General features: G+C 58.2%; 24 protein-coding genes and 1 tRNA gene. 13 read left to right on the top strand and 12 right to left on the bottom strand.

Annotation, left to right across the window (positions count from 1 at the left end; genetic code table 11):
- Position 1: 1 nt before the first annotated feature.
- The 9 genes from AC2FFA_RS12450 (at position 2) to AC2FFA_RS12410 (ending at position 9446) form a co-directional block, all read left to right on the top strand.
- On the top strand, positions 2 to 1312 hold the full coding sequence (locus AC2FFA_RS12450) for a replication-associated recombination protein A (protein WP_496851875.1): 1311 nt from the start codon (positions 2 to 4) through the stop codon (positions 1310 to 1312).
- A 97-nt stretch (positions 1313 to 1409) separates the two neighbouring features.
- Entirely contained in the window at positions 1410 to 2216 is an 807-nt protein-coding gene (locus AC2FFA_RS12445; protein ID WP_496851874.1) for a crotonase/enoyl-CoA hydratase family protein, read from the top strand.
- A gap of 120 nt (positions 2217 to 2336) precedes the next feature.
- Positions 2337 to 3380 (top strand): RluA family pseudouridine synthase, encoded by a 1044-nt coding sequence (locus tag AC2FFA_RS12440; RefSeq protein WP_496851873.1) that lies wholly within the window; start codon positions 2337 to 2339, stop codon positions 3378 to 3380.
- Positions 3377 to 4048 (top strand): HAD-IA family hydrolase, encoded by a 672-nt coding sequence (locus AC2FFA_RS12435; protein WP_496851872.1) that lies wholly within the window; start codon positions 3377 to 3379, stop codon positions 4046 to 4048. The genes AC2FFA_RS12440 and AC2FFA_RS12435 overlap by 4 nt, the downstream gene beginning before the upstream one ends.
- Positions 4049 to 4051: 3 nt before the next feature.
- On the top strand, positions 4052 to 4759 hold the full coding sequence (locus tag AC2FFA_RS12430; protein WP_117870168.1) for an ATP12 family chaperone protein: 708 nt from the start codon (positions 4052 to 4054) through the stop codon (positions 4757 to 4759).
- Positions 4760 to 4964: 205 nt separating this feature from the next.
- On the top strand, positions 4965 to 5981 hold the full coding sequence (locus tag AC2FFA_RS12425) for an amino acid ABC transporter substrate-binding protein (RefSeq protein ID WP_117870166.1): 1017 nt from the start codon (positions 4965 to 4967) through the stop codon (positions 5979 to 5981).
- Between the two features lie 126 nt (positions 5982 to 6107).
- Positions 6108 to 7340 carry an amino acid ABC transporter permease gene (locus AC2FFA_RS12420; RefSeq protein WP_117870164.1) on the top strand — a complete coding sequence of 411 codons (1233 nt, stop codon included), beginning with the start codon at positions 6108 to 6110 and terminating at the stop codon, positions 7338 to 7340.
- Positions 7341 to 7343: 3 nt separating this feature from the next.
- Positions 7344 to 8642, top strand: coding sequence for an amino acid ABC transporter permease (locus AC2FFA_RS12415; protein WP_117870162.1), 1299 nt, complete (start codon positions 7344 to 7346; stop codon positions 8640 to 8642).
- 12 nt (positions 8643 to 8654) lie between these two features.
- Complete coding sequence (locus AC2FFA_RS12410) at positions 8655 to 9446, top strand: amino acid ABC transporter ATP-binding protein (protein ID WP_117870160.1); 792 nt, start codon at positions 8655 to 8657, stop codon at positions 9444 to 9446.
- A 49-nt stretch (positions 9447 to 9495) separates the two neighbouring features.
- Here the strand turns inward: AC2FFA_RS12410 and AC2FFA_RS12405 are convergent, their stop codons facing one another.
- From AC2FFA_RS12405 to rpmH, 12 genes are all read right to left on the bottom strand, one after another.
- Positions 9496 to 9993 carry a SixA phosphatase family protein gene (locus AC2FFA_RS12405; protein WP_496851871.1) on the bottom strand — a complete coding sequence of 166 codons (498 nt, stop codon included), beginning with the start codon at positions 9991 to 9993 and terminating at the stop codon, positions 9496 to 9498.
- Positions 9990 to 10676 (bottom strand): ferredoxin, encoded by a 687-nt coding sequence (locus AC2FFA_RS12400; RefSeq protein ID WP_496851870.1) that lies wholly within the window; start codon positions 10674 to 10676, stop codon positions 9990 to 9992. The genes AC2FFA_RS12405 and AC2FFA_RS12400 overlap by 4 nt, the downstream gene beginning before the upstream one ends.
- A gap of 22 nt (positions 10677 to 10698) precedes the next feature.
- The gene (gene argB / locus AC2FFA_RS12395) at positions 10699 to 11562 is read right to left on the bottom strand and encodes an acetylglutamate kinase (RefSeq protein WP_496851869.1); all 864 of its coding nucleotides are present in this window, start codon (positions 11560 to 11562) and stop codon (positions 10699 to 10701) included.
- 60 nt (positions 11563 to 11622) lie between these two features.
- A complete protein-coding gene (gene yihA / locus AC2FFA_RS12390; protein WP_496851868.1) occupies positions 11623 to 12276 on the bottom strand; it encodes a ribosome biogenesis GTP-binding protein YihA/YsxC in 654 nt (217 codons plus the stop codon).
- Positions 12273 to 13010: an MOSC domain-containing protein gene (locus AC2FFA_RS12385; RefSeq protein ID WP_496851867.1), complete on the bottom strand. Its 738-nt coding sequence runs from the start codon at positions 13008 to 13010 to the stop codon at positions 12273 to 12275. Before AC2FFA_RS12385 ends, yihA begins: the two co-directional genes overlap by 4 nt.
- On the bottom strand, positions 13007 to 14836 hold the full coding sequence (gene yidC / locus AC2FFA_RS12380) for a membrane protein insertase YidC (RefSeq protein WP_496851866.1): 1830 nt from the start codon (positions 14834 to 14836) through the stop codon (positions 13007 to 13009). The genes AC2FFA_RS12385 and yidC overlap by 4 nt, the downstream gene beginning before the upstream one ends.
- 126 nt (positions 14837 to 14962) lie before the next feature.
- Positions 14963 to 16495 carry a bifunctional diguanylate cyclase/phosphodiesterase gene (locus AC2FFA_RS12375; protein ID WP_496851865.1) on the bottom strand — a complete coding sequence of 511 codons (1533 nt, stop codon included), beginning with the start codon at positions 16493 to 16495 and terminating at the stop codon, positions 14963 to 14965.
- A 61-nt stretch (positions 16496 to 16556) separates the two neighbouring features.
- Positions 16557 to 17450 carry a tRNA 2-thiocytidine(32) synthetase TtcA gene (gene ttcA, locus AC2FFA_RS12370; protein WP_496851864.1) on the bottom strand — a complete coding sequence of 298 codons (894 nt, stop codon included), beginning with the start codon at positions 17448 to 17450 and terminating at the stop codon, positions 16557 to 16559.
- Between the two features lie 43 nt (positions 17451 to 17493).
- Positions 17494 to 19110, bottom strand: a complete 1617-nt coding sequence (locus AC2FFA_RS12365; protein ID WP_496851863.1) for an acyl-CoA dehydrogenase family protein — start codon at positions 19108 to 19110, stop codon at positions 17494 to 17496.
- A 67-nt stretch (positions 19111 to 19177) separates the two neighbouring features.
- The gene (gene yidD / locus AC2FFA_RS12360) at positions 19178 to 19423 is read right to left on the bottom strand and encodes a membrane protein insertion efficiency factor YidD (protein ID WP_496718063.1); all 246 of its coding nucleotides are present in this window, start codon (positions 19421 to 19423) and stop codon (positions 19178 to 19180) included.
- Positions 19420 to 19845 carry a ribonuclease P protein component gene (rnpA, locus tag AC2FFA_RS12355; RefSeq protein ID WP_496851862.1) on the bottom strand — a complete coding sequence of 142 codons (426 nt, stop codon included), beginning with the start codon at positions 19843 to 19845 and terminating at the stop codon, positions 19420 to 19422. Before rnpA ends, yidD begins: the two co-directional genes overlap by 4 nt.
- Before the next feature lie 25 nt (positions 19846 to 19870).
- A complete protein-coding gene (gene rpmH / locus AC2FFA_RS12350; RefSeq protein ID WP_005980833.1) occupies positions 19871 to 20005 on the bottom strand; it encodes a 50S ribosomal protein L34 in 135 nt (44 codons plus the stop codon).
- 295 nt (positions 20006 to 20300) lie between these two features.
- On the opposite strand from rpmH, the gene AC2FFA_RS12345 reads away from it, so the two are divergent.
- The 4 genes from AC2FFA_RS12345 to AC2FFA_RS12330 all read left to right on the top strand — a co-directional run bounded on the left by AC2FFA_RS12345 (position 20301) and on the right by AC2FFA_RS12330 (position 23996).
- The gene (locus AC2FFA_RS12345) at positions 20301 to 21032 is read left to right on the top strand and encodes a TVP38/TMEM64 family protein (protein WP_117872864.1); all 732 of its coding nucleotides are present in this window, start codon (positions 20301 to 20303) and stop codon (positions 21030 to 21032) included.
- 3 nt (positions 21033 to 21035) lie between these two features.
- Positions 21036 to 22454: a dihydrolipoyl dehydrogenase family protein gene (locus AC2FFA_RS12340; protein WP_496851861.1), complete on the top strand. Its 1419-nt coding sequence runs from the start codon at positions 21036 to 21038 to the stop codon at positions 22452 to 22454.
- Between the two features lie 18 nt (positions 22455 to 22472).
- A complete protein-coding gene (locus tag AC2FFA_RS12335) occupies positions 22473 to 23855 on the top strand; it encodes a sensor histidine kinase (protein WP_496851860.1) in 1383 nt (460 codons plus the stop codon).
- 64 nt (positions 23856 to 23919) lie between these two features.
- A tRNA-Arg gene (locus AC2FFA_RS12330) sits at positions 23920 to 23996 on the top strand.
- Positions 23997 to 24753: the final 757 nt, after the last annotated feature.

Here is a 24753-nt window from a genome sequence, read left to right as displayed (position 1 = left end):
TGTGAGTGATCTGTTCGATACCGGGCCGGCAGAACCTGCCGCTTCCCCACACCGGCCTCTGGCTGACCGGTTGCGGCCTCGATCCCTGGCCGAGGTGATCGGGCAGGAACAGGTGCTGGGCCCCGAAGCCCCGCTGGGTGTTATGCTGGCGGCAGGTAGTTTATCCAGCCTGATCTTCTGGGGCCCACCCGGAGTTGGAAAGACGACGATTGCACGGCTGTTGGCACAGGAAACCGATCTGCACTTCGTTCAGATCAGTGCGATCTTTACCGGTGTGCCGGATCTGAAGAAAGTCTTCGAGTCCGCCAAAATCCGCCGCCAGAACGGGCAGGGCACGTTGTTGTTCGTGGACGAGATCCACCGCTTCAACAAGGCACAGCAAGACGGGTTTCTGCCCCATATGGAAGACGGCACCATCCTGTTGGTCGGCGCAACGACCGAGAACCCGTCCTTTGAACTGAATGCCGCTGTACTCAGCCGGTCGCAGGTGCTGGTGCTGGAACGGCTCAGCCTTGCCGATCTGGAGCGTCTGACCCAGCGGGCCGAAAAAGAGCTGAACCGTGCGTTGCCATTGACGCCTGCCGCACGCGATGCGTTGCAGGAGATGGCCGATGGCGATGGTCGGGCTTTGCTGAACCTGATCGAACAGGTTTCGGCGTGGAAGGTGGATGCGCCGCTGGGCCCCGATGCGCTGTCGACGCGATTGATGCGGCGGGCTGCGAAGTACGACAAGTCTGGTGATGAGCATTACAACCTGATCTCGGCCCTGCACAAATCGGTGCGCGGCACTGACCCGGATGCGGCTTTGTATTGGTTTGCGCGCATGCTGACCGGGGGCGAGGACCCAAGGTATCTTGCACGCAGGATCACACGCATGGCCGTCGAGGATATAGGCTTGGCCGATCCACAGGCGCAGGCCATTTGCTTGCAATCGTGGGAAACCTACGAACGTCTGGGTTCCCCGGAAGGAGAGTTGGCGCTTGCTCAGGCGCTGGTCTATCTAGCCCTGGCGCCAAAATCCAACGGCACCTATGTCGGCTACAAGGCGGCAATGCGATTGGCCAAGCAATCCGGCAGCGAGCCACCGCCCAAGCATATCCTGAACGCGCCGACCTCTTTGATGAAGGATCAGGGATATGGTGCAGGCTATGCCTATGACCATGATGCCGAGGACGGGTTTTCCGGTCAGGACTACTTCCCCGAGACAATGAAACGCCCGGTTCTGTATCAACCGGTCGAACGTGGGTTTGAGCGTGAGTTGAAGAAGCGCCTCGATTACTTTGCCAAGTTGCGGACGCAGCGGAACAGCTAGTTACGCGGGTCAGTTGTGGACCTTCCGCGGCGTCACAGACGACAGGATTGAAATTGGACACTTCCCTTGGGTTAACGCTTGCAGGGGAGGACTTGGTATGCCGATTTCAATCGAAAAATCCGAGAGTGTCTGGACCGTCATCCACGACAGACCGGATGCGCGGAATGCCGTTGATACGGAACATGCCGAGGCTCTGGTTGAGGCATTTCTGAGTTTTGAGGCCAGTTCGGCCAAGGCTGCGGTATTCTGGGGCAAAGGTGGCAATTTCTGTGCAGGGTGGGATCTGAAACTTGCCGCATCGCTGGCCGATCCCGAGCGACGCGAAGCATATTTCGACAAACACAGCTTCCCCATCGGGTCGGCTCCTTCAACGCTGGGGCCCATGGGGCCTTCGCGGTTGGAGCTTTCGAAGCCCGTCATTGGCGCGATTGAGGGCGCGGCAGTGGCCGGAGGAATGGAGCTTGCCTTGTGGTGCGATATCCGGGTCATGGCGGAAACGGCTTACTTGGGTGTTTTTTGCCGACGTTGGGGGATTACCCTGATGGATGGTGGCTCGGTCAGGTTGCCGCGTCTGGTGGGGCAGGGCAAGGCGTTGGAGATTGCTCTGACCGGACGCAAGGTCGAAGCTGAAGAGTGTTGCAGGATTGGGTTGGCGGAAAAGGTCGTCTCACATGGCACAGCACGCAGTGCAGCCGAAAAAATGGCCCATGAAATAGCCCGTTTTCCACAAGAGGCCGTTCGGGCAGACCGCCGATCAATCATTGAAACACATGGAATGCCGGTTCGGGACGCGCTGAAGATCGAATGGGCCAACGGGTTGGACGCCATTCGCCGAGAAGGTACCGCTGGGGCTGGCCGGTTTCGGGATGGAGCAGGGCGACACGGTAACTTCTCGAACATCTGAGAACCACAGCCAGATACCTTGACTCTTGCCGCGTTGCGCGCGACAGACGCCCATGATTTCTGGGACACGGGTAAACACGCAATCCGGGCGGATCACCCGCGCGGAACAAGGGGTAATGGCATGAGTGGCGTACAGATGATTACAGTCGCTGAAGGGGATGGGGACCAGCGTGTAGACCGTTGGCTGCGCCGCCTGTTTCCGCATGTCAGCCAGGGCCGCATTGAAAAAATGTGCCGCAAGGGAGAATTGCGTGTTGACGGAAGCCGCGCCAAGGCCTCGACCCGACTAGAGGTAGGGCAGGTGGTTCGCGTGCCGCCCCTTCCGGATGCCGATCACAAACCGGCTGAGGTCAAGAATCGTACCTCGGATGCGGATGCCAGGATGATCCAGTCCTGCGTGATCTACCGTGACGATCACATTCTGGCCCTGAACAAGCCGCATGGCTTGCCGGTGCAAGGCGGTAGCGGGCAGACGCGACATGTTGACAGCCTGTCCGAAGCATTGCGGTTCGGCTATGACGAGAACCCTCGGCTGGTCCATAGATTGGACAAGGACACGTCAGGTGTTTTGCTGCTGGCCCGCACGCGGGAGGCCGCCAAGGGTCTTACGGCCGCCTTCCGTCATCGTGATACGCGCAAGATCTACTGGGCGCTGGTTGCCGGTGTTCCGACACCGTACCTGGGTGAGATCAAAACCGGCCTTGTCAAAGCGCCGGGTCATGGAAAGCACGGTGAGGGTGAAAAGATGATCCCCGTGCATATGAGCGAAATTGACAGCACTCCGGGCGCGAAACGCGCGCATACGCATTACGCAACCCTCTATCGGGTTGCCAGCCGCGCTGCATGGGTGGCGATGGAGCCGATCACCGGACGTACGCACCAATTGCGGGCTCATATGGCCGCAATCGGGCATCCGATCATAGGCGACGGAAAATACGGCGGTTCGGGTCAGGAAAACCTTGGCGACGGATGGGGCGCGCAACTGGGCGGGGTCATCAGCAAAAAGCTGCATTTGCACGCACGGCGGCTGTCCTTCCTGCATCCGATGACGCGGAAACCGGTGACGGTGACGGCGCCCCTGCCCGAGCATATGAAACACAGCTGGGATACGTTCGGATGGAGCGAAGATCTGGCGGCTGACGACCCGTTTGAGGAGCTGCAATGAGCGCACCCTTGCGGCTGGTCCTGTTCGACGTCGATGGTACCCTGGTCGACAGTCAGGGCAGCATTGTTCACTCCATGACCACCAGCTTTCAGGCCGTGTCCGTGCCGGTTCCGACGCGTGAGGCGATCCTGTCCATTGTCGGCTTGTCGCTGCCGCACGCTATCGCGCGGTTGGTGCCGGAACAGCCTCATTCGGTCCAGAACGATCTGGTCGAAGGATACAAAGAGGCCTATCACGCCCATCGGCTTGACTTGGGCGCGGCAAGTTCGCCGCTGTACCCCGGCGCAAGAGAGGCAATTGAAGCACTGTACGCCGTGCCCGACGTGCTTCTTGGCGTGGCAACCGGCAAGTCGCAGCGCGGGTTGGACGCGCTGATCGAAGCGCACGGGTTGGAAGCGTATTTCGTGACCCGGCAAGTCGCGGATCACCACCCTTCAAAGCCGCATCCGTCCATGGTGCAGACCGCATTGGCGGAAACCGGGGTCGATCCGGCCTGTGCAGTGATGATCGGTGATACGAGCTATGACATGGATATGGCTGCGGCTGCCGGAGTTCGTGGCATCGGCGTAATCTGGGGCTATCATGACCGATCGGCTTTGACCGCTGCCTCTTGCATTATCGAAACCTTTGACCAGTTGCCAAATGCGCTGGCCGGGATGTGGGACTAGAACATGAGCGACTGGAAACCGAAGCGCTTTTGGAAAAACAGCACCGTAGTCGAGGCCGATGGCGGGTTTACAGTTGAGCTTGATGGACGCCGTGTCAAAACACCCGCCAAGGCAGGATTGATTCTGCCAACCCGTCCCATGGCCGAAGTGGTCGCAGCGGAATGGGACGCCCAGGAAAAAGAGGTTGATCCCGCAGAAATGCCGTTCACCCGTTCTGCAAATGCAGCGATTGACAAAGTCCGCATCCAGCACGGGGAAGTTGCCGACATGCTGGCCGACTATGGCGACTCTGATTTGTTGTGTTATCGCGCAACCCATCCGCAAGAGTTGCAGGATCGCCAGACAGCCGAATGGGACCCCGCCCTGGATTGGGCCGAGACCGCGCTGTCCGCCCGTCTGGTTCCGGTTGCCGGCGTACTGCATCAACCGCAGTCGGGAACTGCCCTGGCGACATTGCGGTCTCGGGTGCGTGGGCTGGATGCGTTCCAACTGGCCGCTTTTCACGATCTGGTCAGTTTGTCGGGGTCATTGATTCTTGGCTTTGCGGTCGCCATGAACTGGCGCAAACCGGACGAGATATGGCGCATTTCTAGGTTGGATGAAACCTGGCAGATTGAACAATGGGGCCATGACGAAGAAGCCCATGAGGTTGCCGAGGCCAAGAAAGCGGCCTTCATGCATGCCAAACGCTTCTTTGACCTATCGGTTTGATCCTTAATTCCTGATTTTTGAGCAAATCTGTAAACAGCTTGGGGCCTGATCCATCGTTTTCGATGATCCGGCCCTTGACGTTTGTTTATGAATACGCCCAAACTCAGTGCCACTAAAGGGGAGACACCTTTGGGGTAACCTATCCGGCATCCACTTGCCGGGCAGAGCCGTCTCGGACGGGGCGGAAAATCAGGAAGAGGTAAAAATGAAAAAATCCGTAATCTTGGGCGCGGCAACGATTGCCGGTCTTGCTGCTGGCGCAGCCATGGCAGGGACCGTTGACGACGTTAAAGCACGCGGCAAGCTGAATTGTGGTGTGACCACCGGTCTGGTTGGTTTTGCTGCGCCCGACGCAAATGGCGAATGGCAGGGCTTTGACGTATCGCTGTGCCGCGCTGTTGCTGCTGCCGTTCTGGGCGACGCCAACGCCGTTGAATTCGTTCCGACCACTGGTAAGACACGCTTTACCGCTCTGGCCTCGGGCGAGATCGACATGCTGGCAAGGAACACCACCTGGACCTTCAGCCGCGATGTTGACCTGAAGTTCGAATTCACCGGCGTGAACTATTATGACGGTCAGGGCTTCATGGTTCCCAAAGCGCTGGGCGTCAGCTCTGCCAAGGAACTGGACGGTGCCCGTGTCTGCATCCAGACCGGTACCACCACCGAGCTGAATCTGGCCGATTTCTTCCGTGCCAACAACATCAGCTACGAGCCGGTTCCGATCGAAACCAACGCCGAAGCGCAGCAGCAGTACCTGGCTGGTGCATGTGACGTCTACACCACCGACGCATCGGGTCTGGCTGCAACTCGCGCCACCTTCGAAGCGCCGGACGAGCACATCCTGCTGCCCGAAATCATCTCGAAAGAGCCGCTGGGCCCGCTGGTCCGTCATGGCGACCACGAGTGGGGCGACGTCGTGCGCTGGACTCTGAACGCACTGGTTTCGGCTGAAGAGCTGGGCGTGACATCGGCAAACATCGACGAACTGAGCGCCGGCACCGACAACCCGGAAATCAACCGCCTGCTGGGTACAGAAGGCACTCTGGGTGAAATGCTGGGTCTGGACGCCGACTGGGCTGCCAAAGCGATCAAAGCTGGTGGTAACTATGGTGAAATCTTCGCCAAGAACATCGGTGAAGAAACACCGATCGGTTTGGCGCGAGGCCTGAACGCACAGTGGACCGAAGGTGGTCTGCTTTACTCGCCTCCGTTCCGCTAAGACATCAATGGAAGAGGGCGCAGGGCAACCTGCGCCCTCTTCTACAATAAATTGCTGCGGGCAGATGCAGAGCGGGGAAAACCTCGCCGATATTTAACAGCTCGCAAGCCACGGGGATCCCAAAATATGTCGACTATGACTGACCCACCGAAAGCAGATTTTCGGTTGTCTATGCTCATAAACGATACCCGCTATCGCTCTCTTACATTTCAGGTGATTGCGGCCATCGTTATTGCGCTTTCGATCTGGTATCTGGGCAACAACCTGATCCAGAACCTCAGGGCCGCAGGGCTCAATATTTCCTACTCTTTCCTCGGCGATTCCGCCGGGTATGACATCAACCAGCGTCTTGTAGAATATGACAGTCAGTCATCACATGCACGCGCAGCGCTCGTAGGTTTGCTGAACACACTGCTTGTCGCCTTTCTGGCTTGTATTACAGCAACGATTTTTGGTGTGATCGCGGGTGTTCTGAGACTGTCGAACAACTGGCTCGTATCGAAGCTGATGGCGGTATATGTCGAGATCTTCCGGAACATACCGGTGCTGATCTGGATCATCATCATCTTCACGATCATGACGGCTGTGCTGCCGCCGCCAAGCGAGTTCCGTGGGGAAAACCCGACGTCATCGATGCTGTTTGGTTCTTTTGCCTTTACCAACCGGGGCATTTATTTCCCGCGTCCTGAATTCGCCAGTGGCGTGTTTGCATCGGCAGCCCTGAACTGGTTGCTGGTCATCGCCGTTCTGATCGGATCGTGGTTTGTCAGTGGCGAAGTTGAAAAACGCGCAACGAAGAAACAGGAAGAAACCGGCGAGCGTCCCGCGACGCTGTTGCCGAAACTGGCAATCTGGCTGGTGCCGTTGGTGCTGTTGATGGTCATCATGGGCCTGACCTGGGACGTCCCCGAGCTGAAGCGCTTTAACTTCAGCGGTGGACTGAATGCAGGCGGCCCGCTGATTGCGTTGTGGTTCGCCCTGTCGATCTACACCGGAGCCTTTATCGCGGAAAACGTGCGCGCGGGTATTCAGGCGATCAGCAAAGGTCAGACCGAGGCTGCCGCCGCGCTGGGCCTGCGTCAGGGACGGATCATGAAACTGGTCATCCTGCCCCAGGCATTGCGGGTTATCATCCCGCCGCTGATCTCACAGTATCTGAACATCACCAAGAACTCGTCTCTTGCGATTGCTGTTGGCTATGCGGATATCACCGCGACACTGGGTGGTATCACCCTGAACCAGACCGGTCGAGCGATCGAATGCGTTCTGCTGCTGATGTTGTTCTATCTCACAGCTTCACTGCTGATTTCGACGGGGATGAACATCTACAACGCTTCCGTCAAGCTGAAGGAGCGCTGAGCCATGAGTGATCAAGCAACAAACCCGATCGCCTTCGTGGCCGAAGGCACAATCCCGCCCTCTCCGCCGCCGGCGAATGAGACGGGTGTCATCAAATGGCTGCGTGAGAACCTGTTTTCAGGGGTCGCCAACTCAATCCTGACGGTGCTGTCACTGATCCTGATCTACATTCTTCTCAAGAATACCCTGCCATGGATTCTCAACGGAGTGTGGAATGCCAACTCGCTGGCAGAGTGCCGCGAGATTCTGGGGGATAAGACCGGAGCCTGTTTCGCGGTTCTGACGGAACGCTGGCCTCAGCTGATCTATGGGTTCAAGTACCCCACCGATGCTTTTTGGCGCCCGAATCTGGCTTTTGTGCTGATGCTGGTGGCCATTGCCCCGGTGCTGTTCTTTGACCTGCCCCGCAAGATGCTGTTGTTCACTGCGGTCTATCCCTTCCTGGCGTTCTGGCTGATCTGGGGTGGCACGATCCTTGTTCCTCTGGTTGCACTTGTCGGCTGCGTTGCTGCTGGTGGCGTTTTCCAGAAGCTGGGCAACAACAGCTTTGCTGCCGGGTTCTTCGGAGCAATCGTGACCGCCCTGGTCATCTGGAAAGTCGGTGGAGCCCTGATCCCGGAAGGTGCATCAGATAATGCGTGGCTGACGGCCGTTCCCAGCCGTGATCTGGGTGGTTTCATGCTGAACATGATGCTGGGCGTGACCTGTGTTTCGCTGTCGGTGCCACTCGGGATCGCACTGGCCCTGGGGCGACAGTCGAACATGCCGCTGATCAAGTGGGTCTGCGTCATCTTTATCGAATTCATCCGCGGCGTGCCTTTGATCACGCTGCTGTTCGTGGCTTCGGTGATGCTGGCGTATTTCTTCCCGCCTGACAGCACGGTCGACCTGTTCCTGCGCGTCGTGATCATGATCACCATGTTCTCATCCGCCTATATCGCCGAGGTGATCCGCGGCGGTCTGGCAGCGCTTCCACGGGGGCAGTACGAGGCGGCAGATAGCCTTGGGCTGGATTACCCGCAGGCAATGCGGCTTATCATCCTGCCGCAGGCCCTGAAGATCTCGATCCCCGGGATCGTGAACGTGGCCGTGGGCCTGTTCAAGGATACGACACTGGTTTCGGTCATCTCGATGTTCGATCTTGTGGGCATGATCCGGGGTCCCATCCTGGCGTCGACCGAATGGAACGGCGTTTACTGGGAACTTCTGGGCTTTGCTGCGCTTCTGTTCTTCGTCGTCTGCTACGGCATCTCTCAATATTCACAGTGGCTCGAGCGTCGCCTTGCCACCGATCATCGTTAAGGAGTTCAACGCATGTCTGAACTTGCAATTGACCGCGAAATCGACCGCTCCAAGATGCAGGTGAGCGACGAAATCGCCATCGACATCAACCAAATGAACAAGTGGTACGGGTCCTTCCACGTGCTTCGCGACATCAATCTGACCGTCAATCAGGGCGAGCGGATCGTGATCGCGGGCCCGTCGGGCTCGGGCAAATCCACCCTGATCCGCTGCCTGAACGCGCTGGAGGAACACCAGCAAGGCACCATTGTGGTGGACGGAATCGAGCTGTCGAATGATCTGAAGAACATCGACAAGATCCGGTCCGAGGTTGGCATGGTGTTCCAGCACTTCAACCTGTTCCCGCACCTGACCATTCTGGAAAACTGCACGCTGGCCCCGATCTGGGTGCGCAAGACGCCCAAGAAAGAGGCCGAAGAGCGCGCCATGCACTTCCTGGAAAAGGTGAAAATTCCCGAACAGGCCGACAAGTTTCCCGGTCAGCTTTCGGGTGGTCAGCAGCAGCGTGTGGCGATTGCCCGAAGCCTGTGCATGATGCCGCGTATCATGTTGTTCGATGAACCGACATCGGCGCTGGACCCCGAGATGATCAAAGAGGTGCTCGACACCATGATCGAACTGGCCGAAGAAGGCATGACCATGCTGTGTGTAACCCACGAGATGGGTTTTGCCCGCCAGGTCGCCAACCGCGTGATCTTTATGGATGCCGGTCAGATCGTGGAGCAGAACGAACCCGAAGAGTTCTTCAACAACCCGAAAAGCGAGCGGACCAAACTCTTCCTGAGCCAGATTCTGGGTCATTGATCCACACAAGGACTGAAAGAGCGAAGGCGGGGTATTGCCCCGCCTTTTTCTATTCGATCAAGTCGCGTGGGATGGTGAACCCCAGCACTGTCCCGGTGCGCCATTTGACTTCGGCCCAGCTGTTTTCGTCGAATGCCATAACAATTGTTGCACAGGTTGGATAATCGAAAAAGCGTATGTGATCAGGCGGTTGTCGCACCAGACGGTCGGCGAAATCGGCAATCCCGGGATTGTGGCCCAGCATCAACACAGTCGGTTCCGTAGCGCCCGAAAGCTCTCGCAACATGACCTCTGAATCAGCGTGGTAGAGCGCGCTGTGAAAACAGATTTTATCGGCCTGCAAGCCCATCCGATCCCATGTCTCACGGGTACGGGTTGACGTCGAGCACAAGATTTCATCCGGGAGCCAGCCGTTTTGCCGCAACCAAGCAGCGATGGCCGGGGCAGACTTTCGTCCACGTTTGTTAAGAGGGCGTTCATGATCACCAAGACCCGGGTTATCCCAGCTGGACTTCGCATGACGTGTCAGGATCAGAGTTCGGGTCATGACGGATGAAAGGCTCTCATATGATGGGCCGATTGTTCGGGGTCGCGCCCTGCGCCTGTACTGAGGGGGCACGCAAGGCGGGCCAGACACCCACCAGACATGCAGGTCTGACCTTCAGAAGTGTCAAGATGGTCGTGGCAGCCACCGATGTTGTAGAAGTCCTGCGCGTTCAGGGCGCTGACCGGACAGGTCGTCGTGCAAGGCGCGGCGCAGGTTTCGCAAGGCGATACCCCGGAGGGGTCTGGGATGGCGAATTCTTCGGCAAAATGCAGTGCGCCCCGATAGGAAATCATCATGCCAACGGTATCATGCACCAGTGCGCCGACCGGGCTGCTGAACGTACGTCCTGATTTGAGCGCCCAGTCGATAAATGGGGTGTACGGGGGGCCGCCAAACGGAAAATACGCCTGGGCGCCGAGCGCCTCGGCCATCTGACTGACCACCCTTTTCGACCATTGGTCTACGGGGTCGGGCCGGTGCCATTCTGGTGAGGCTTTCAGTACGGGCCAGAAGTCTGCGCCGGCCCCCAACAGGATCAGGGTTCCGGTGTCCAGTTGTTTGACTGCAACGTGGCGAGGATGCAGCGCGCCCATGACCATCAACCCTGCATGGCTGGCGGCGTTTTCAACCTGTTCATAAGGCGTAACGTCAGGATCAGAGGAAGGCTGTGCAAGATGTGTCATGTCTCCTCCTCTCGTGCGGGGGTCAGTCCGGACGTATCAGTGACCCGGCCCCATGTTCCGTGAACAGCTCCAGCAGCACGGCATTCGGTGCACGTCCGTCCAATATGACAACCGCCCGCACGCCGCTGTATAGGGCGTCCAGCGCGGTTTCTGTCTTTGGTATCATACCGCCTGCAATAGTGCCTTCGCGGGTCATTTCCCTTATCTGACCGGCCTTCAGTTCGGTCACAACGTCACCCGCAGCGTTCTTAACACCTGAAACATCTGTCAGCAGCAACAGACGGTCTGCCTTGAGAGCTGAGGCAATCGCCCCGGCTGCCGTGTCACCATTTACGTTGAATGTCTCGCCGTCGCGACCCGCACCAAGCGGCGCAATGACCGGGATTACGTCATGGGAAAACAGATCATGCAGGATCTTCGGATTCATCTCGGCAGGAGTGCCGACAAAGCCCAGCGACGCATCTGTCTGATCGCAGACCATCAGGCTTGCGTCCTTGCCAGACAAGCCCACGGCCGACCCCCCCTGATCATTGATCGCCTGTACGATGCGTTTGTTCACGAGGCCGGACAGAACCATTTCGACCACTTCAACCGTGGCCTTGTCGGTCACACGTTTGCCGTTCACGAAATCGGATTGAATGTCCAGCTTGCCCAGCATTGCATTGATCATCGGACCACCGCCGTGGACGACCACCGGGTTCACACCGACCTGGCGCATCAAAACCACGTCCCGGGCAAAGCTTTCCATCGCCTCGTCGCTGCCCATGGCGTGACCGCCAAGTTTGATGACGACGATGGCTCCATCATAGCGCTGCAGATAGGGCAGGGCGCTATTGAGTGTGGCTGCGGTGGCGATCCAGTCCCGGTTCATATCTCGTGTCTTCATTGCTAAAGTCCTTCTGGAAAACCGTGTTAGGACCTTTACCGCACGCTGCCAAGGGCGAAGCTATTCCAGATTCGCAATGATGGACCGCAGGGTCGCGATGCCATCGCCCTTCTCGGAAGACGTAAGCACAATTTCCGGAAAGGCTGCGGGATGTTTGGACAACGCGGCCCGGGTTTGTTCCAGCACCTTCTCGCGCTCGTTGGCTTTGACCTTGTCTGCCTTGGTCAGCACGCATTGAAACGTCACGGCGCTGGTGTCCAGCAGCTTCATGATTTCGTCATCGACCGGTTTTACACCGTGGCGCGAGTCAATCAGGACAAAGGCACGGCGCAGCGTCTGGCGCCCGCTGAGATATTGTTTCAGCAGCTTCTGCCACTTCTCGACCACTTTCACCGGCGCATTTGCATAACCATAGCCCGGCAGGTCCACGAGATAGAGCTCCGGGCCTTGGGTGAAAAAGTTAATCTCTTGCGTGCGACCGGGTGTGTTGGATGCGCGGGCCAGACCCTTCGTGCCGGTCAAGGCATTGATCAGGCTGGACTTGCCCACGTTCGAGCGCCCTGCAAAACAGACTTCCAACCGGTCAGGGGCAGGCAGACCGTTCATGGCGACAACGCCTTTGACGAACTCGGAAGGGCCTGCAAACAGTTTGCGGCCTTGTTCCATGGCGAATTCATCAGGGTCTTCGACCAGAGGGAAGGGTAGTGTGGTCATAGCACCTGCACCTCATCGTTGACGCGGATTTCGCCGCCTTTGATGACCTCGGCGTAAACGCCGAAATCCTGATGATCCCAGCTGTTCAGGGCGCGCAGTGTGTCCGCGTCCCGCTCGCCGGTTTCGGGATTGGCGGTGGTGGCCATACAACGCGTGATCCGCTCGCGTACGCGAAGCACGGCCTCGCCAATGCGAACGTCACGGCCCAGCCAGTCAAACTCATCCCACAACGGCAGACCTTCGAACCAGATATTGCCGCGCCACCGATCAATGGACAGAGTCTGGTCCAGTTTCTGCTCGACTGCGCGGTGCGATGCCATGTTGCACAGGCTGATCGACGGGAAATCGCTGTCGGTCATGCCGCGCCCGGGAACCCGAACGATCCGGGCAGATGCTGCACGATCCGCAGGCATAAGCGGCTTAACCCAATCCAGAAATACTTCCTGCTCCGTATCAGGTTCAAAAGTCAATTCCGGTCGCTGCGGGTGGCGCAATGTGACCCGGTCGCCCAGCAATTCGGCCGAAATGGCCATCAGCTGCGGCGCTTTCGAACAGCGGCTGAAATTGAAACAGGGGGCCCAGTTCGAACCATCGGTTTTGGCCGCCTCATGAGCGACCGCCCAAACGCGATCCCCGGGCATGGTTTGCCCGGGGATGACTGTGACTTGGCTCAGGGCTTCACGCCCGTGGCTTTTGATCGGGTGGCGCCAAAGGCCTGAAACCGCTCCGCTCATTTGTTGTCCGTATTTGGCGTCCGCTTGAAACCGGACTTGATGTTTGCGAACACATCCGGCTTGTAGCCTTGGCTGCGCATGATCAGATATTGCTGCGTGAACGTGATCGTGTTGTTCGCAATCCAGTATACGACCAGGCCACTTGCGAAACTACCCAGCATGAACATGAAGACCCAAGGCATCCAGGCAAAGATCATCGCCTGCGTTGGGTCAGTTGGTGCCGGGTTCAGCTTCTGCTGCAGCCACATCGAGATACCCAGCAGCAGCGGCAGAATACCGATGAAGATCAACGCCATCAGGGTGTCAGGCTGCGGGCCGGCCCAAGGCAGCCAGCCGAAGAAATTCATGATCGATGTCGGATCCGGCGCGCTCAGGTCCTGGAACGGGCCGAACCATGGGGCCTGACGCAGTTCGATCGTCACGAAAATAACCTTGTATAACGAGAAGAAGATTGGAATCTGCAACAGAATTGGCAAACAACCCGCGGCAGGGTTTACCTTTTCCTTTTTGTACAGCTCCATCATGCCCTGCTGCATCTTCTGACGGTCGTCGCCTGCGGCCTCTTTCAGGGCTTCCATCTGCGGCTGCAATTCCTTCATCTTCGCCATCGAGACGTAGGACTTGAAGGCCAGCGGGAACAGGATTGCCTTGATGATCAGCGTCAGGCCGATGATCGACCAGCCCATGTTTCCGATCAGGGCGTTGATGTTGTGCAGCAGCCAGAAGATCGGCTTGGTCAGGAAGTAGAACCACCCCCAGTCGATGCTGTCGATGAACTTCTGAACACCTTCTGCCTGATACTCTCGGATGGTTTCCCATTCCTTGGCACCGGCGAACAGTCTGGTCGTGACCTCTTCCGTGGCGCCGGGCGCGACTGTAAGGGTCGGCAGTACTGTTTCTGTCTGGTAAATCTTGCGACGTGAGTCGTACTTGGCAGCGGCCTTGAAAGCAGCGCCCTCGGCCGGGATTAGGGTGGTCATCCAGTAGTGATCAGTGAACCCGACCCAGCCGCCTTCTTTAACCTGATAGACCTCTGCCTGCGCGCGTTCATCGGGATCGATATCGAAATCGCGCACATCGCCATAGTCGATCTCATCCAGAACGCCGTCAGCCATGACCATAACGCCTTCATGAAGAATGAAGAAATTCTTCAGGCCCGGCAGGTCACCGTCTTCGCCGATACCGTGGCGTGCGAGGATACCGTATGGCGCCATGCCGACCTCGGCGTCTGTGGCGTTCTCGACCGACTGAGTGACAGAGAACATGTAGTTTTCATCCACGGCAATGGTGCGGCGGAAGGTGAGGCCGTTCCCATTATCCCAGGCCAGAGTAATCGGTGCGTCAACACCCAGAGTTTCGCCCTGCTCAAGCGTCCAAAGGGTGTTCGGGCCGGGAACGTCCGTGGCCGACAAGCCTGCGCCGGGGGCCCAGCCATAAAGGGCATAATATGCGGATTCACTTCCAACCGGGGACAGAAGCTCGACGATCGGAGAATCCTCGGCCAGTGAAACCTTGTAGTCTTTCAGCGACAGCTCATCAATTCGGCCACCGGCAAGCGACAGGCTACCAGTCAGACGGGGCGTGTCGATGCTGACCCGGGGCGCCTCGGCTTCGGGTTCGGCTTCGGTGGCGGTCGCAGTAGCTTCGCCGACGGTGCCGGTATCGGCGGCGCTGGGCGCCTGAACCTCATTCCCTTCGATGCTGGCGATTTCAGCCTGCTCCGTGGTTGGTGTGGGTTCCGGAGGAGGGAACAGCACGAACCAGACCAGGATCACGAGAAAGCTGAGCGCGGTTGCGAGGATGAGATTCTTGTTCTGATCGTCCATCTGGGACAGCCACCTTGAGCAGTGAAAGACACCCGCAGGGTTCAACAGAGTGCAGGCCCAAAGGTCAAGCGGAATCGCTCGTCATTTCGTCACGGATCGGTCTTCTGTGGCGCAGTTTTTGGTTCTTTAGCCCGTTTGCCGTCCGATTTTGGGCATTCTGTCTATCTTGTCGCGATGAGATGTGATCCAGTTCTTAGTTTTTTCAAAAGGCATGGGCTTGCCGATACCGAACCCCTGAACATGGTCACATCCCAATTGCGCCATCAAGGCATGTTCCCCTGGCGTCTCGACACCTTCTGCGAGTGTTTCCAGATTCAACCGTTCTGCCATGGTCAGAATTGCGCTGGCCAGCTGCTGCTGGCTTGGGTCCTGGTCGGCCTTTGTCACAAAAGAGCGGTCGATTTTTATCCGGGACACATTGAACCGCTTGATTGACGCGATCGAGGCATGCCCTGTGCCAAAATCATCCAGATCAATGCAACACCCCATCGCGGCCAGGCCCGTGACATTGCGGGTGATTACGTCATCCGGCCGTCTGGAAAACACGGTCTCCAACACCTCGACCGCCAATCTGTCCGGCGTCAGATCGAATTGATCCAGTTCCCATTTCAGGCGGTCGATCAATCCTGGGTCGCGCAACTCGTCCGACGAGAAGTTGATACCGATGCGCGGCACAATCAGACCGGCGCGATCCCAGTCGCGCATTGCGGAAAAGGCGTGATGCCGCATCGCCTGTCCCAGTTTACCCATCAACTCGGCCTGTTCAGCAAAGGGTAGAAAGACATTGGGACCCAACACGCCCTTTGTCGGATGTTCCCAGCGGGCCAGCGCCTCAAACCCGGACACGCGCCCGGTATCTGTCGAGATCTGAGGTTGAAACCATGGACGAATTTCACCACTTTCCAACGCAGCGTCAAATTCCCTGCGCAGATTGGTTCTGACCTGAGCTCTGCGACGTGTTTCGGACGAAAAGGCACGAATCGTCGAGGGCCCGTTTTGCTGTGCCTCCTGCAGCGCGTTGTTTGCAGCGTCGCACCAGTCTGTCGCAGAACCGTCGGGGACATCGCTGCTGAGGCAGAAACCAATGGAGCAGGACATGTAAACTCCGGTGCTGTTCAGCATGATCGGGTCTTCGACTGCGGATTGCATTCGTCCCGACATCTGAATGCAGGTTTCCAGATCAAGCTGTTGTGCAGGGTGCAGAACAACCAGCATCTTGTTTCCATCGACCCGGGTTGCGGAGTCATTGGCGCGGATCATGGACATGATACGAGAGCAGAATTGCTGCGCTGCGTGGTTTGCTGCTGCCTGGCCATGTAGATCAAGCATTTGCACATAGTCGTCCAGGATCACAGCGAAACAGGCCGAAGTTTCACCCCTGCGGCGGCTATCCGAGAGTACCTCTGCCAGAACGGTTCCGAACCGGTCTTTCGGCAGCAGACGACTCTGTTGTCGTTTCCTGTTTGCCGGGTTGGGTGCAATTGCCCCAATGCCGGCAAGTATCAAAGGTAAACCCAGTGTCACTGCGATCAAAGCGCGTTCACCGCCGAGCCAGAATGCACCCAGGCTCATTGCCGGAACAAAAGCAAGAACGGCAGGGCCGAATGCCACGTTTCTCAAAGATTCAATAACACGGTCGACATAAGGATGATTCCGCATCGGGTCCTGGCCTTGGGCATGGATTGTATGCCGAGCCTAGGAAACCAGTCTGAGTCAGTCGTTAACGCAGAAGCGGTATTTCTTCCAAATTTTCTGATTTTTCGTCAGAGTTTACGGAAAGATTAACAAAATCAAAGAGTTTCGCATCCAGAAGGTGCGACGGGCGCGCATTGGTTAACGCGCGGAACATAACCTGACGCCGACCTGGGCTGTTCTTTTCCCACTGATCGAGAATCTGTTTGACCTGCTGCCGTTGCAACCCGTCCTGACTGCCGCACAAATCGCAGGGGATGATCGGATACTGCATGGCCTTGGCAAATTTCGCGCAATCGGCTTCGGCGACGTGGGCAAGCGGGCGGAAGACAAAAAGATCGCCCTCTTCATTCACCAGTTTCGGCGGCATGGTGGCCAGACGGCCTCCGTGGAAGAGGTTCATGAAAAACGTCTCGAGAATATCGTCGCGGTGGTGCCCCAGCACAACGGTGGAACAGCCTTCTTCCCGGGCAATGCGATACAGGTTGCCGCGGCGCAGTCGCGAACACAGGGCGCAATAGGTTCGGCCCTGCGGAACCTTGTCCATCACAACAGAGTAAGTGTCCTGATACTCGATCCTGTGTGGCACACCCATGCGGTCCAGAAACTCTGGCAGGACCGTGGCCGGAAATCCGGGTTGCCCCTGATCCAGATTGCAAGCCAGAAGATCGACAGGCAGCAATCCGCGCCATTTGAGTTCGTAGAGGACGGCCAGCAGCGTATAACTGTCCTTGCCACCCGAAAGGCAGACAAGCCAGCGTGGCGGTTTGCCGTCCTTGTCGTGGGCGGACGGGTCCACCATCCCGTATTGCTCGATCGCTTCGCGGGTTTGGCGCACGATGCGTTTGCGCAGTTTCTTGAACTCGGTGGTCGAGGGCGCGCCAGCAAAGAGCGGGTGGATATCATCTGCATCATCAAACATGCGCTGCCCCTACAGCAGATGGCGCAACCGGGCAAGTGGCGGGTCAGCCAAGCCGCGCCAGCAGGGCGTCGGTATCCAACCCGGCTACTGCTCCGGGAATGCGGCCGCTATCACCGGAAAGACGTGTGGCAATAAAGCCGTCAGCCACCGCCCCGGGCGCATGGCGCAGCAGTTGCGAGGCTGTCAGCAGCAGTGCCGTGCGTTCAGTGTACCAACGCGCTTCGGCCTCAGGCGGCAGACCGGGCCAGCGGTTGCGATGCGCGGTCAGTGCTGCGTCATAATTTCTGTCTGCGCCTGTCACCGTATCCAACTCGGCCTCCAAAACCTCGGCAGCCAGCGGCTCACGTGCCAGAGTGCGCAGGATATCGAGGCAGATCACATTGCCTGACCCCTCCCAGATGCTGTTCAGGGGCGCTTCGCGGTAGATCAGGGGCAAGGGTGTGTCTTCGACATAACCCATGCCGCCCAGTACTTCCATCGCTTCGATGACGACGACCGGGCAGCGTTTATTGTTCAGGAACTTGGCCAATGCGACACCGATCCGGGCGAAGGCCTTGGCTTCGGGCGTTTGACCGTCAAATGCCTGCGCGACACGCATTCCCAAGGTCAATGCGCCTTCCCAGTCCAGAACAAGGTCGGACAGGACCGCTTGCATCAGCGGTTGATCGATCAATCGTCGCTGAAATGCGCTGCGATGTGTCACCCAATGATGCGCCTCGCTGAGCGCGGCACGCATCAGCCCGGCCGGCGCCATGGCTGTATCGAGCCGCGTGTGATGCACCATTTCCAGTATGGTGCGCACACCCGCTCCTTCTTCCCCCAACTGATAGGCCAGCGCGTCATGATACTCAATTTCCGAGGATGCGTTGGATTTGTTGCCCAGCTTGTCCTTCAGACGCATCAGGTGGATTGCATTGCGCTCGCCCTCGAGCCAGCGGGGCACCAGAAAGCAGGTCAACCCGCTGGGCGCCTGCGCCAGCGTCAGGAACCCATCCGACATTGGCGCAGAGCAGAACCACTTGTGCCCACGCAGGCGCCAGTGATCCCCGTCGCGGGCCGCAACGGTCGTATTGGCACGTATATCCGAGCCGCCCTGTTTCTCGGTCATGGCCATCCCCAGCGTCGCGCTGATCTTTTGACCGATCGGTTCCTCCGAAGGATCATAGTGCCGGGCCAAGAGTTTTGGCTGCCAGATTGAGGCAATGTGTTCATTGGCAGCGAGTGCAGGGATTGCTGCATAGGTCATGGTCATCGGGCAGCAATGCCCGGGTTCGACCTGTCCTGCCAAATAGACCATCGCCGCATGGGTCGCATGTCCGCCGGGCTGTCCATCCCAGGCCTGTGCGGCATAGCCCGCTGATTGGCTGATCTGCATCATCTGATGATAGGCCGGATGAAACCGCACCTCGTCCAGACGTCTGCCACCCGGGTCGAACAGGCGCAGCTCTGGTGGATGCCGGTTGGCGTCCCGTCCCAGTTCCTGCGTTTCTTCGGTTCCGAGCGTCTTACCATATGCCGCCAGATCCAAAGCGCGCGCGCCCGCTGTTCTTGCTGCGTCTTGCAGGACCGGATCGGACAGCCAAAGATCGGTGTCGCCGCGCACGGGCGGTTGGTTCAGGACATCGTGGGTCGGCAGGGTGTCGCGCGCTGGGGATTTCATCGGGACCTCGGGTTGGACTGGTCCAACTGTTCAGGCGCTGCGTATACCGGTCAAGTCTGACGGGGGGTCAGGACGAAGGGTCGTTATGCTTGTGGTCAGGTACCGGATCATACCCGTCGCCGCCCCAGGGGTGGCAGCGGCAAATCCGGTGAGCGGCCAGATAGGAGCCTTTGACTGCCCCGTGTTTCTCCAGCGCCTCAAGCGCGTAGGCTGAACACGTGGGTTGGTAGCGACAGTTGAAACCGACCCATGGGCTGAAGATCAACCGATACGCCCGAACAGGCAGGGCGACGATATGGGACAGGAAGGTCATTTTTCTGCCGCATGCACCTTGCGGAGCGCATAGCGCAGGTCGTCCAACAATGCGTCATAGGGGCGGTTGGCGGTGACTTCGGCACGGCCGATCAACACGTAATCCCACCCGTCGCGGCCGGCCTCGGGCAGGACGGCCCGTGCGGCTTCGCGCAGACGGCGCTTGACACGGTTGCGGGCCACGGCATTGCCCACTTTCTTTGAGCAGGTGAACCCTACGCGCATCCCGTTGCCCTCGCCGGGGGCACGCTTGCGGGCCTGCATCATCATCGAAGACGTACCTTGTCGACGAGCACGCGCGGCTTTCAGAAAGTCGGACCGTTTCTTGAGAACGGTCAGAGGTTCAGGCACACAAACGGACGCCGCCGGGGGCGTATTCCCGGGGTGGTTCCTACCAACCTCAGGGGCCTCCGGCGGCGTCATGTTCATAACCTGATCGGTGAGCGGTTTACGCGCTCAGCGATTTGCGGCCGCGTGCGCGACGTGCGTTCAGGATCTTGCGGCCGGCCTTTGTGGCCATGCGCGCGCGGAAACCGTGGCGGCGTTTGCGAACCAGGTTCGAAGGCTGATAGGTGCGTTTCATCGCTCCGTCTCCAATCTATGCGGTCGGGTGCGGCGCGGATTCGCCTGCCCGTGGTGTTCGAAGCCCGTCCTCTACTGCCAAGCGGGGGGTAAGTCAAACCCCAACGGCCAGGTTTTCGCAGCTTTTGCAACAATTCTGTAACCGGCAACGGCAAAAGGTTTCAAAATACCCGTTTATCACCGAAATCCCTCACATTCGATGCCACACAGATCAAGGCCCCGTGATCCCCCTGTTGCTGGCCCTCCAAGCAGCGCATCTTGGGCACAAGATGAAGAACAAAGAACCGGAAAACCTGATGTCCGACACAAGCCATGCACCGCGCAACGGTTTCGCGCGCCACATTCCGCTGCTTGTAATCCTTAGCGTTGCCGTTGTCGGCTTTTTCACACTTGGGGATTACCTGACCTTCGAGACCTTGCGGGACAATCGCGAGGCGCTTCTGGCGTGGCGGGACGGTCACTATTGGATCATGGCTGCCGCTTTTGTTGCCATTTATATCGCCATAGTGGCCTTTTCCCTGCCGGGTGCTGCGGTGGCTTCAATGACGGGCGGCTTTCTTTTCGGTCTTTTTGCGGGAACCGTTTTCAATGTTGTGTCTGCCACCATCGGCGCGTCGGCGATCTTTCTGGCGGCGCGCTGGGGCTTGGGCGAAGCCCTGACGTCGCGGCTGGAATCTTCAGAGGGGACAGTCAAGAGGCTGAAAGACGGTCTGCGGGAAAACGAAATCTCGGTCTTGTTTCTGCTGCGTCTGGTGCCGGTCGTGCCGTTCTTTGTTGCCAATCTGGTGCCGGCTTTGGTCGGTGTAAAGTTCCGTAATTTCCTTTTGACGACCGCGCTGGGCATCATCCCCGGAGGTATCGTGTACACGTGGATCGGAGTCGGTTTGGGTGGTGTGTTCGACCGCGGGGAAATGCCTGATGTTTCATTGCTGTGGGAGCCGTTCGTGATCGGGCCGATTATCGGGTTGTGTGTATTGGCCGCCTTGCCCATCGTTTTCAAAGCACTGCGCGCGAAAAGGGGCACCTGAGTCATGAAAGACCTGAAAACCGATCTCCTGGTCATTGGCGCCGGGTCCGGAGGATTGTCCGTCGCCGCTGGTGCAAGCCAGATGGGTGCGGACGTTATTCTGCTGGAAGGGCACAAGATGGGCGGTGATTGCCTGAATTTCGGCTGTGTCCCGTCGAAGGCCCTGATTGCAAGCGGCAAGGTGGCCTATGGTCAGGCGCATTCCATTCGTTTTGGCGTCGCTGATACAATCCCGCAGGTCGACTATGCCGCCGTAAAGGACCATGTCCATGATGTGATCGCTCAGATCGAACCGATGGACAGCCAGCAGCGGTTCGAAGGCTTTGGCGTGAAGGTCATTCGCGAATACGGCGCGTTCATATCCCCAGAAAAGGTGCAGGCCGGAGATCATGTCATCTCTGCGCGTCGCATCGTCATTGCGACCGGTTCGTCGCCGCTGGTGCCGCCGATTCCGGGGTTGGACACGGTGCCCTATTATACGAACGAAACCATCTTTGACTTGAGAGAGCGGCCAGATCATCTGCTGATCATCGGGGGCGGCCCGATCGGGATGGAGATGGCGCAGGCCCATATACGCCTCGGCAGCAAGGTGACGGTTGTCGAAGGGCTCACAGCCTTGGGCAAAGACGATCCCGAGGCTGCGTCCGTGGTGCTGGATACCCTGCGCAGTGAAGGAGTGGATATCCACGAAAACGCCTTGGTCGCGCAGGTCCGCGGAACAGAAGGTGCTGTGGAAGTCGTTACCGAAAACGGTGATATTCATCGTGGCTCACACCTTTTGATCGCTGCCGGACGCAAAGCCAATATTGAGCGTCTGAACTTGGACGTGGCCGGAATTGATCGCACGAGAACCGGCCTCAGGACGGATGACGCGCTGCGCACGACCAATCGCCGCGTCTATGCGATCGGAGATGTGGCGGGTGGCCTGCAATTCACCCATGTTGCCGGGTATCACGCAGGTGTCATCATTCGTTCGGCCCTGTTCGGTCTGCCGTCCAGGGCGAAAACGGCACATGTCCCTTGGGCCACCTATACGGACCCGGAGTTGGCCCAGGTCGGACTGACCGAAGCTCAGGCGCGCAAAGCGCATGGTGAAAAGCTCGAAATTGCTCGCTTTGACTATCACCACAATGACCGGGCGATTGCTGAGCGCAAAACCGAAGGTTTCATCAAAGTCGTGGTGGTGAAAGGCCGGCCCGTCGGCGCCACAATCGTCGGACATCAGGCAGGCGAGTTGATCAACTTGTGGTCGTTGGCTTTGGCCAATAACCTGAAGATGGGACAGATCGCTGCTATGGTTTCACCTTATCCGACGATCGGAGAGCTTAACAAACGTGTGGCGGGTGCTTATTTCTCGCCAAGGCTGTTTGAGAATCAGACAGTTAAACGAGTGGTCAGGTTCGTCCAGCGCTGGATTCCCTGACCTGAGGAGGGGCGCAAATTGAACTCGCTGTCGGGCCGATTTCTGATCCTGACGACGGTCTTCGTCATGTTGGCCGAAGTCCTGATCTTTGTCCCGTCGATCGCCCGGTTTCGCGAGGATTTTCTGCTGAACAGGCTCGAACGCGCGCAGATCGCCTCGCTGGCTTTGCTGGCGGACGATATGCTGGCGGAAGATCTTGAGGCGGAACTGCTGGCAAACGCAGGCGTCTATAATGTCGTATTGCGACGGGATGAGGTTCGGCAACTGATGTTGTCGTCGCCTATTCCGGGCGCAATCGCCGAAACGTTCGATTTGCGGGATGCAAGCCCCTGGGTTCTGATCCGGGATGCGATCAGCCGCTTCTTTGAGCCCGAAAACGAAGTCATCCGGGTCATCGGAGAGCCCGTCAAGGGTGCAGGCCTTCTGATCGAAGTCACCACGGACAGCATGCCCTTGCGAACGGCGATGGTTGACTACGGGTTGCGTATTCTCGGCCTGTCTTTTGTCATTTCCATCATCACGGCGTTTTTTCTGTTTCTCGCTGTGCGCGTTGTACTTGTGCGCCCCATCAAAAGCGTTGTCGGCTACATGCAGCGCTATGCCAGTGCGCCAGAGGACGCGCGTGGCATAATCACACCGAATTCGAAGGTAACGGAGCTGCGCGAGGCCGAGGAAGCACTGAAGATGCTGCAAACTGACCTGACCCAGGCGCTTAAACAGCGAGAAAGGCTGGCGCAGCTGGGGGGGGCCGTAGCCAAAGTCAGCCATGACCTGCGCAATATCTTGACGTCGGCGCAGTTGTTTACGGACCGGATCGAGGCCAGCGATGATCCGCTGGTGCGGCGGATGGCACCAAAACTGGTGAATTCCATCACCCGGGCTGTGTCCCTTTGTGAAAGCACATTGGCGTTTGGCCGCGCGGAAGAGCCCGCGCCCACTCTGACAATGGTTCCGATACGCGCAATCGCGGCGGATGTCGCGGCCAGCGAACAGCTCGCCGTTGCCGATGCCTGCATCGAGATCGTGAACGAAGTGCCCGAAGCGCTTGTCGCCCGCGCGGACCCCGAACAATTGTACCGAGTCATCATGAACCTCGTGCGCAATGCAAGGCAGGCCCTGGTTGCTTCCGGAAAACTTGGTCGGGTTACCATTGCCGGGTGTGAATACGACGACACGTGGTGCATCGAAATCCGCGACACGGGGCCGGGCCTTCCCCCCAAAGCACGCGAAAACCTGTTCACGCCTTTCCAGGGGGGGGTCCGAAAGGGCGGCTCTGGCCTGGGGCTGGCAATCTCTCAGGAGTTGGTGCGCGGGCACGGGGGTGATCTGGTCTTGAAAGAGACGGGCCCCGAGGGAACTGTCTTTGAAATCAGCCTTCCGCGTGGGGACATGACTTTTTGATTTTTTTTTGAAGAATCGGCTTGCACGTCTCGGGCGGCAGGTCTAAACAGCGCCTCACCAACGCGGACCGATAGCTCAGCTGGATAGAGTACTTGACTACGAATCAAGGGGTCGGGGGTTCGAATCCTCCTCGGTCCGCCACTGGTTTCCTGTTGAACGTCACACGAACCTGACCCAACTGTCACAGTTGGACCAGAAAAGCAGTGAACGTTCGACATCAGAAGGCACCCCCAACGCTGGACATCAGTTGGATTTGATCTTTGCGTCATCAGGTAACACGCCGTCTCCATTTCATACTCCCGCAGGTAGTTTGGTTTGATCTGACTTCCCTTTCGGAAAATCAGAGCTGATTTGTAGGTCAGACAGCGAAGCTGCCTGTTCCTGCTAATCTGCCACGTGGCGAACGCGGGAAGGGGCGAGGCAATGCTATTCGACAGGGGTGGTGCGGCCCGCAGGCGCAGCCGAGGACACGGCCCTGTCTAATGGGGTTGCCCGAGGGGGAGGGCCGCGCCCTCACCCTGACGGCCAGGGCGTTTGGCTTGTCCAAATCCCGCTGGCCCACGAAGGGAAAGTAAGGGGAAATAGGGCCCGCCGCCCTTTGCGATTGTACCATTTTGTCAAACTGCAAGAAGCAATGGCCACCCAACAGCCGTTCGCCGCGCTTGCAGCATCAAACCCTACAAACGGCTACAATGCGCAGGAAGCTGACTCTGCAAAGCTGCTGCGCATCTTTTTAATGCTGCCATTGACTGTATTGAAGAAGTCTACGGTTTCCACCAATAATGGCTACGATAGACGACCTCAGAAGCACCGGCGAATGTCTTAGGTTCTGGACCCATTAATTTGGTTGCCGCCATCTCGGCTGCGTGATTCAAGCCCCTGAGTTTCAGGGGTATAT

Source organism: Ruegeria sp. YTSB088 (genome assembly GCF_059609825.1).
The sequence above is the reverse complement of the archived record's forward strand: the minus strand, read 5'-3'. Positions and strand labels throughout refer to the sequence as shown.

Bases quoted from the DNA above. Each gene is read 5' to 3' on its own strand.
- ttcA (WP_496851864.1), bottom strand. From the start codon at position 17,450: ATGTTTGATGATGCAGATGATATCCACCCGCTCTTTGCTGGCGCGCCC.
- AC2FFA_RS12345 (WP_117872864.1), top strand. From the start codon at position 20,301: ATGTCCGACACAAGCCATGCACCGCGCAACGGTTTCGCGCGCCACATT.
- AC2FFA_RS12435 (WP_496851872.1), top strand. From the start codon at position 3,377: ATGAGCGCACCCTTGCGGCTGGTCCTGTTCGACGTCGATGGTACCCTG.
- AC2FFA_RS12365 (WP_496851863.1), bottom strand. From the start codon at position 19,110: ATGAAATCCCCAGCGCGCGACACCCTGCCGACCCACGATGTCCTGAAC.
- AC2FFA_RS12420 (WP_117870164.1), top strand. From the start codon at position 6,108: ATGTCGACTATGACTGACCCACCGAAAGCAGATTTTCGGTTGTCTATG.
- rpmH (WP_005980833.1), bottom strand. From the start codon at position 20,005: ATGAAACGCACCTATCAGCCTTCGAACCTGGTTCGCAAACGCCGCCAC.
- AC2FFA_RS12430 (WP_117870168.1), top strand. From the start codon at position 4,052: ATGAGCGACTGGAAACCGAAGCGCTTTTGGAAAAACAGCACCGTAGTC.
- AC2FFA_RS12415 (WP_117870162.1), top strand. From the start codon at position 7,344: ATGAGTGATCAAGCAACAAACCCGATCGCCTTCGTGGCCGAAGGCACA.
- argB (WP_496851869.1), bottom strand. From the start codon at position 11,562: ATGAAGACACGAGATATGAACCGGGACTGGATCGCCACCGCAGCCACA.
- AC2FFA_RS12410 (WP_117870160.1), top strand. From the start codon at position 8,655: ATGTCTGAACTTGCAATTGACCGCGAAATCGACCGCTCCAAGATGCAG.
- AC2FFA_RS12375 (WP_496851865.1), bottom strand. From the start codon at position 16,495: ATGCGGAATCATCCTTATGTCGACCGTGTTATTGAATCTTTGAGAAAC.
- AC2FFA_RS12385 (WP_496851867.1), bottom strand. From the start codon at position 13,010: ATGAGCGGAGCGGTTTCAGGCCTTTGGCGCCACCCGATCAAAAGCCAC.
- yihA (WP_496851868.1), bottom strand. From the start codon at position 12,276: ATGACCACACTACCCTTCCCTCTGGTCGAAGACCCTGATGAATTCGCC.
- AC2FFA_RS12445 (WP_496851874.1), top strand. From the start codon at position 1,410: ATGCCGATTTCAATCGAAAAATCCGAGAGTGTCTGGACCGTCATCCAC.
- yidC (WP_496851866.1), bottom strand. From the start codon at position 14,836: ATGGACGATCAGAACAAGAATCTCATCCTCGCAACCGCGCTCAGCTTT.
- AC2FFA_RS12340 (WP_496851861.1), top strand. From the start codon at position 21,036: ATGAAAGACCTGAAAACCGATCTCCTGGTCATTGGCGCCGGGTCCGGA.
- AC2FFA_RS12440 (WP_496851873.1), top strand. From the start codon at position 2,337: ATGAGTGGCGTACAGATGATTACAGTCGCTGAAGGGGATGGGGACCAG.
- AC2FFA_RS12400 (WP_496851870.1), bottom strand. From the start codon at position 10,676: ATGACACATCTTGCACAGCCTTCCTCTGATCCTGACGTTACGCCTTAT.
- yidD (WP_496718063.1), bottom strand. From the start codon at position 19,423: ATGACCTTCCTGTCCCATATCGTCGCCCTGCCTGTTCGGGCGTATCGG.
- rnpA (WP_496851862.1), bottom strand. From the start codon at position 19,845: ATGACGCCGCCGGAGGCCCCTGAGGTTGGTAGGAACCACCCCGGGAAT.
- AC2FFA_RS12425 (WP_117870166.1), top strand. From the start codon at position 4,965: ATGAAAAAATCCGTAATCTTGGGCGCGGCAACGATTGCCGGTCTTGCT.
- AC2FFA_RS12405 (WP_496851871.1), bottom strand. From the start codon at position 9,993: ATGACCCGAACTCTGATCCTGACACGTCATGCGAAGTCCAGCTGGGAT.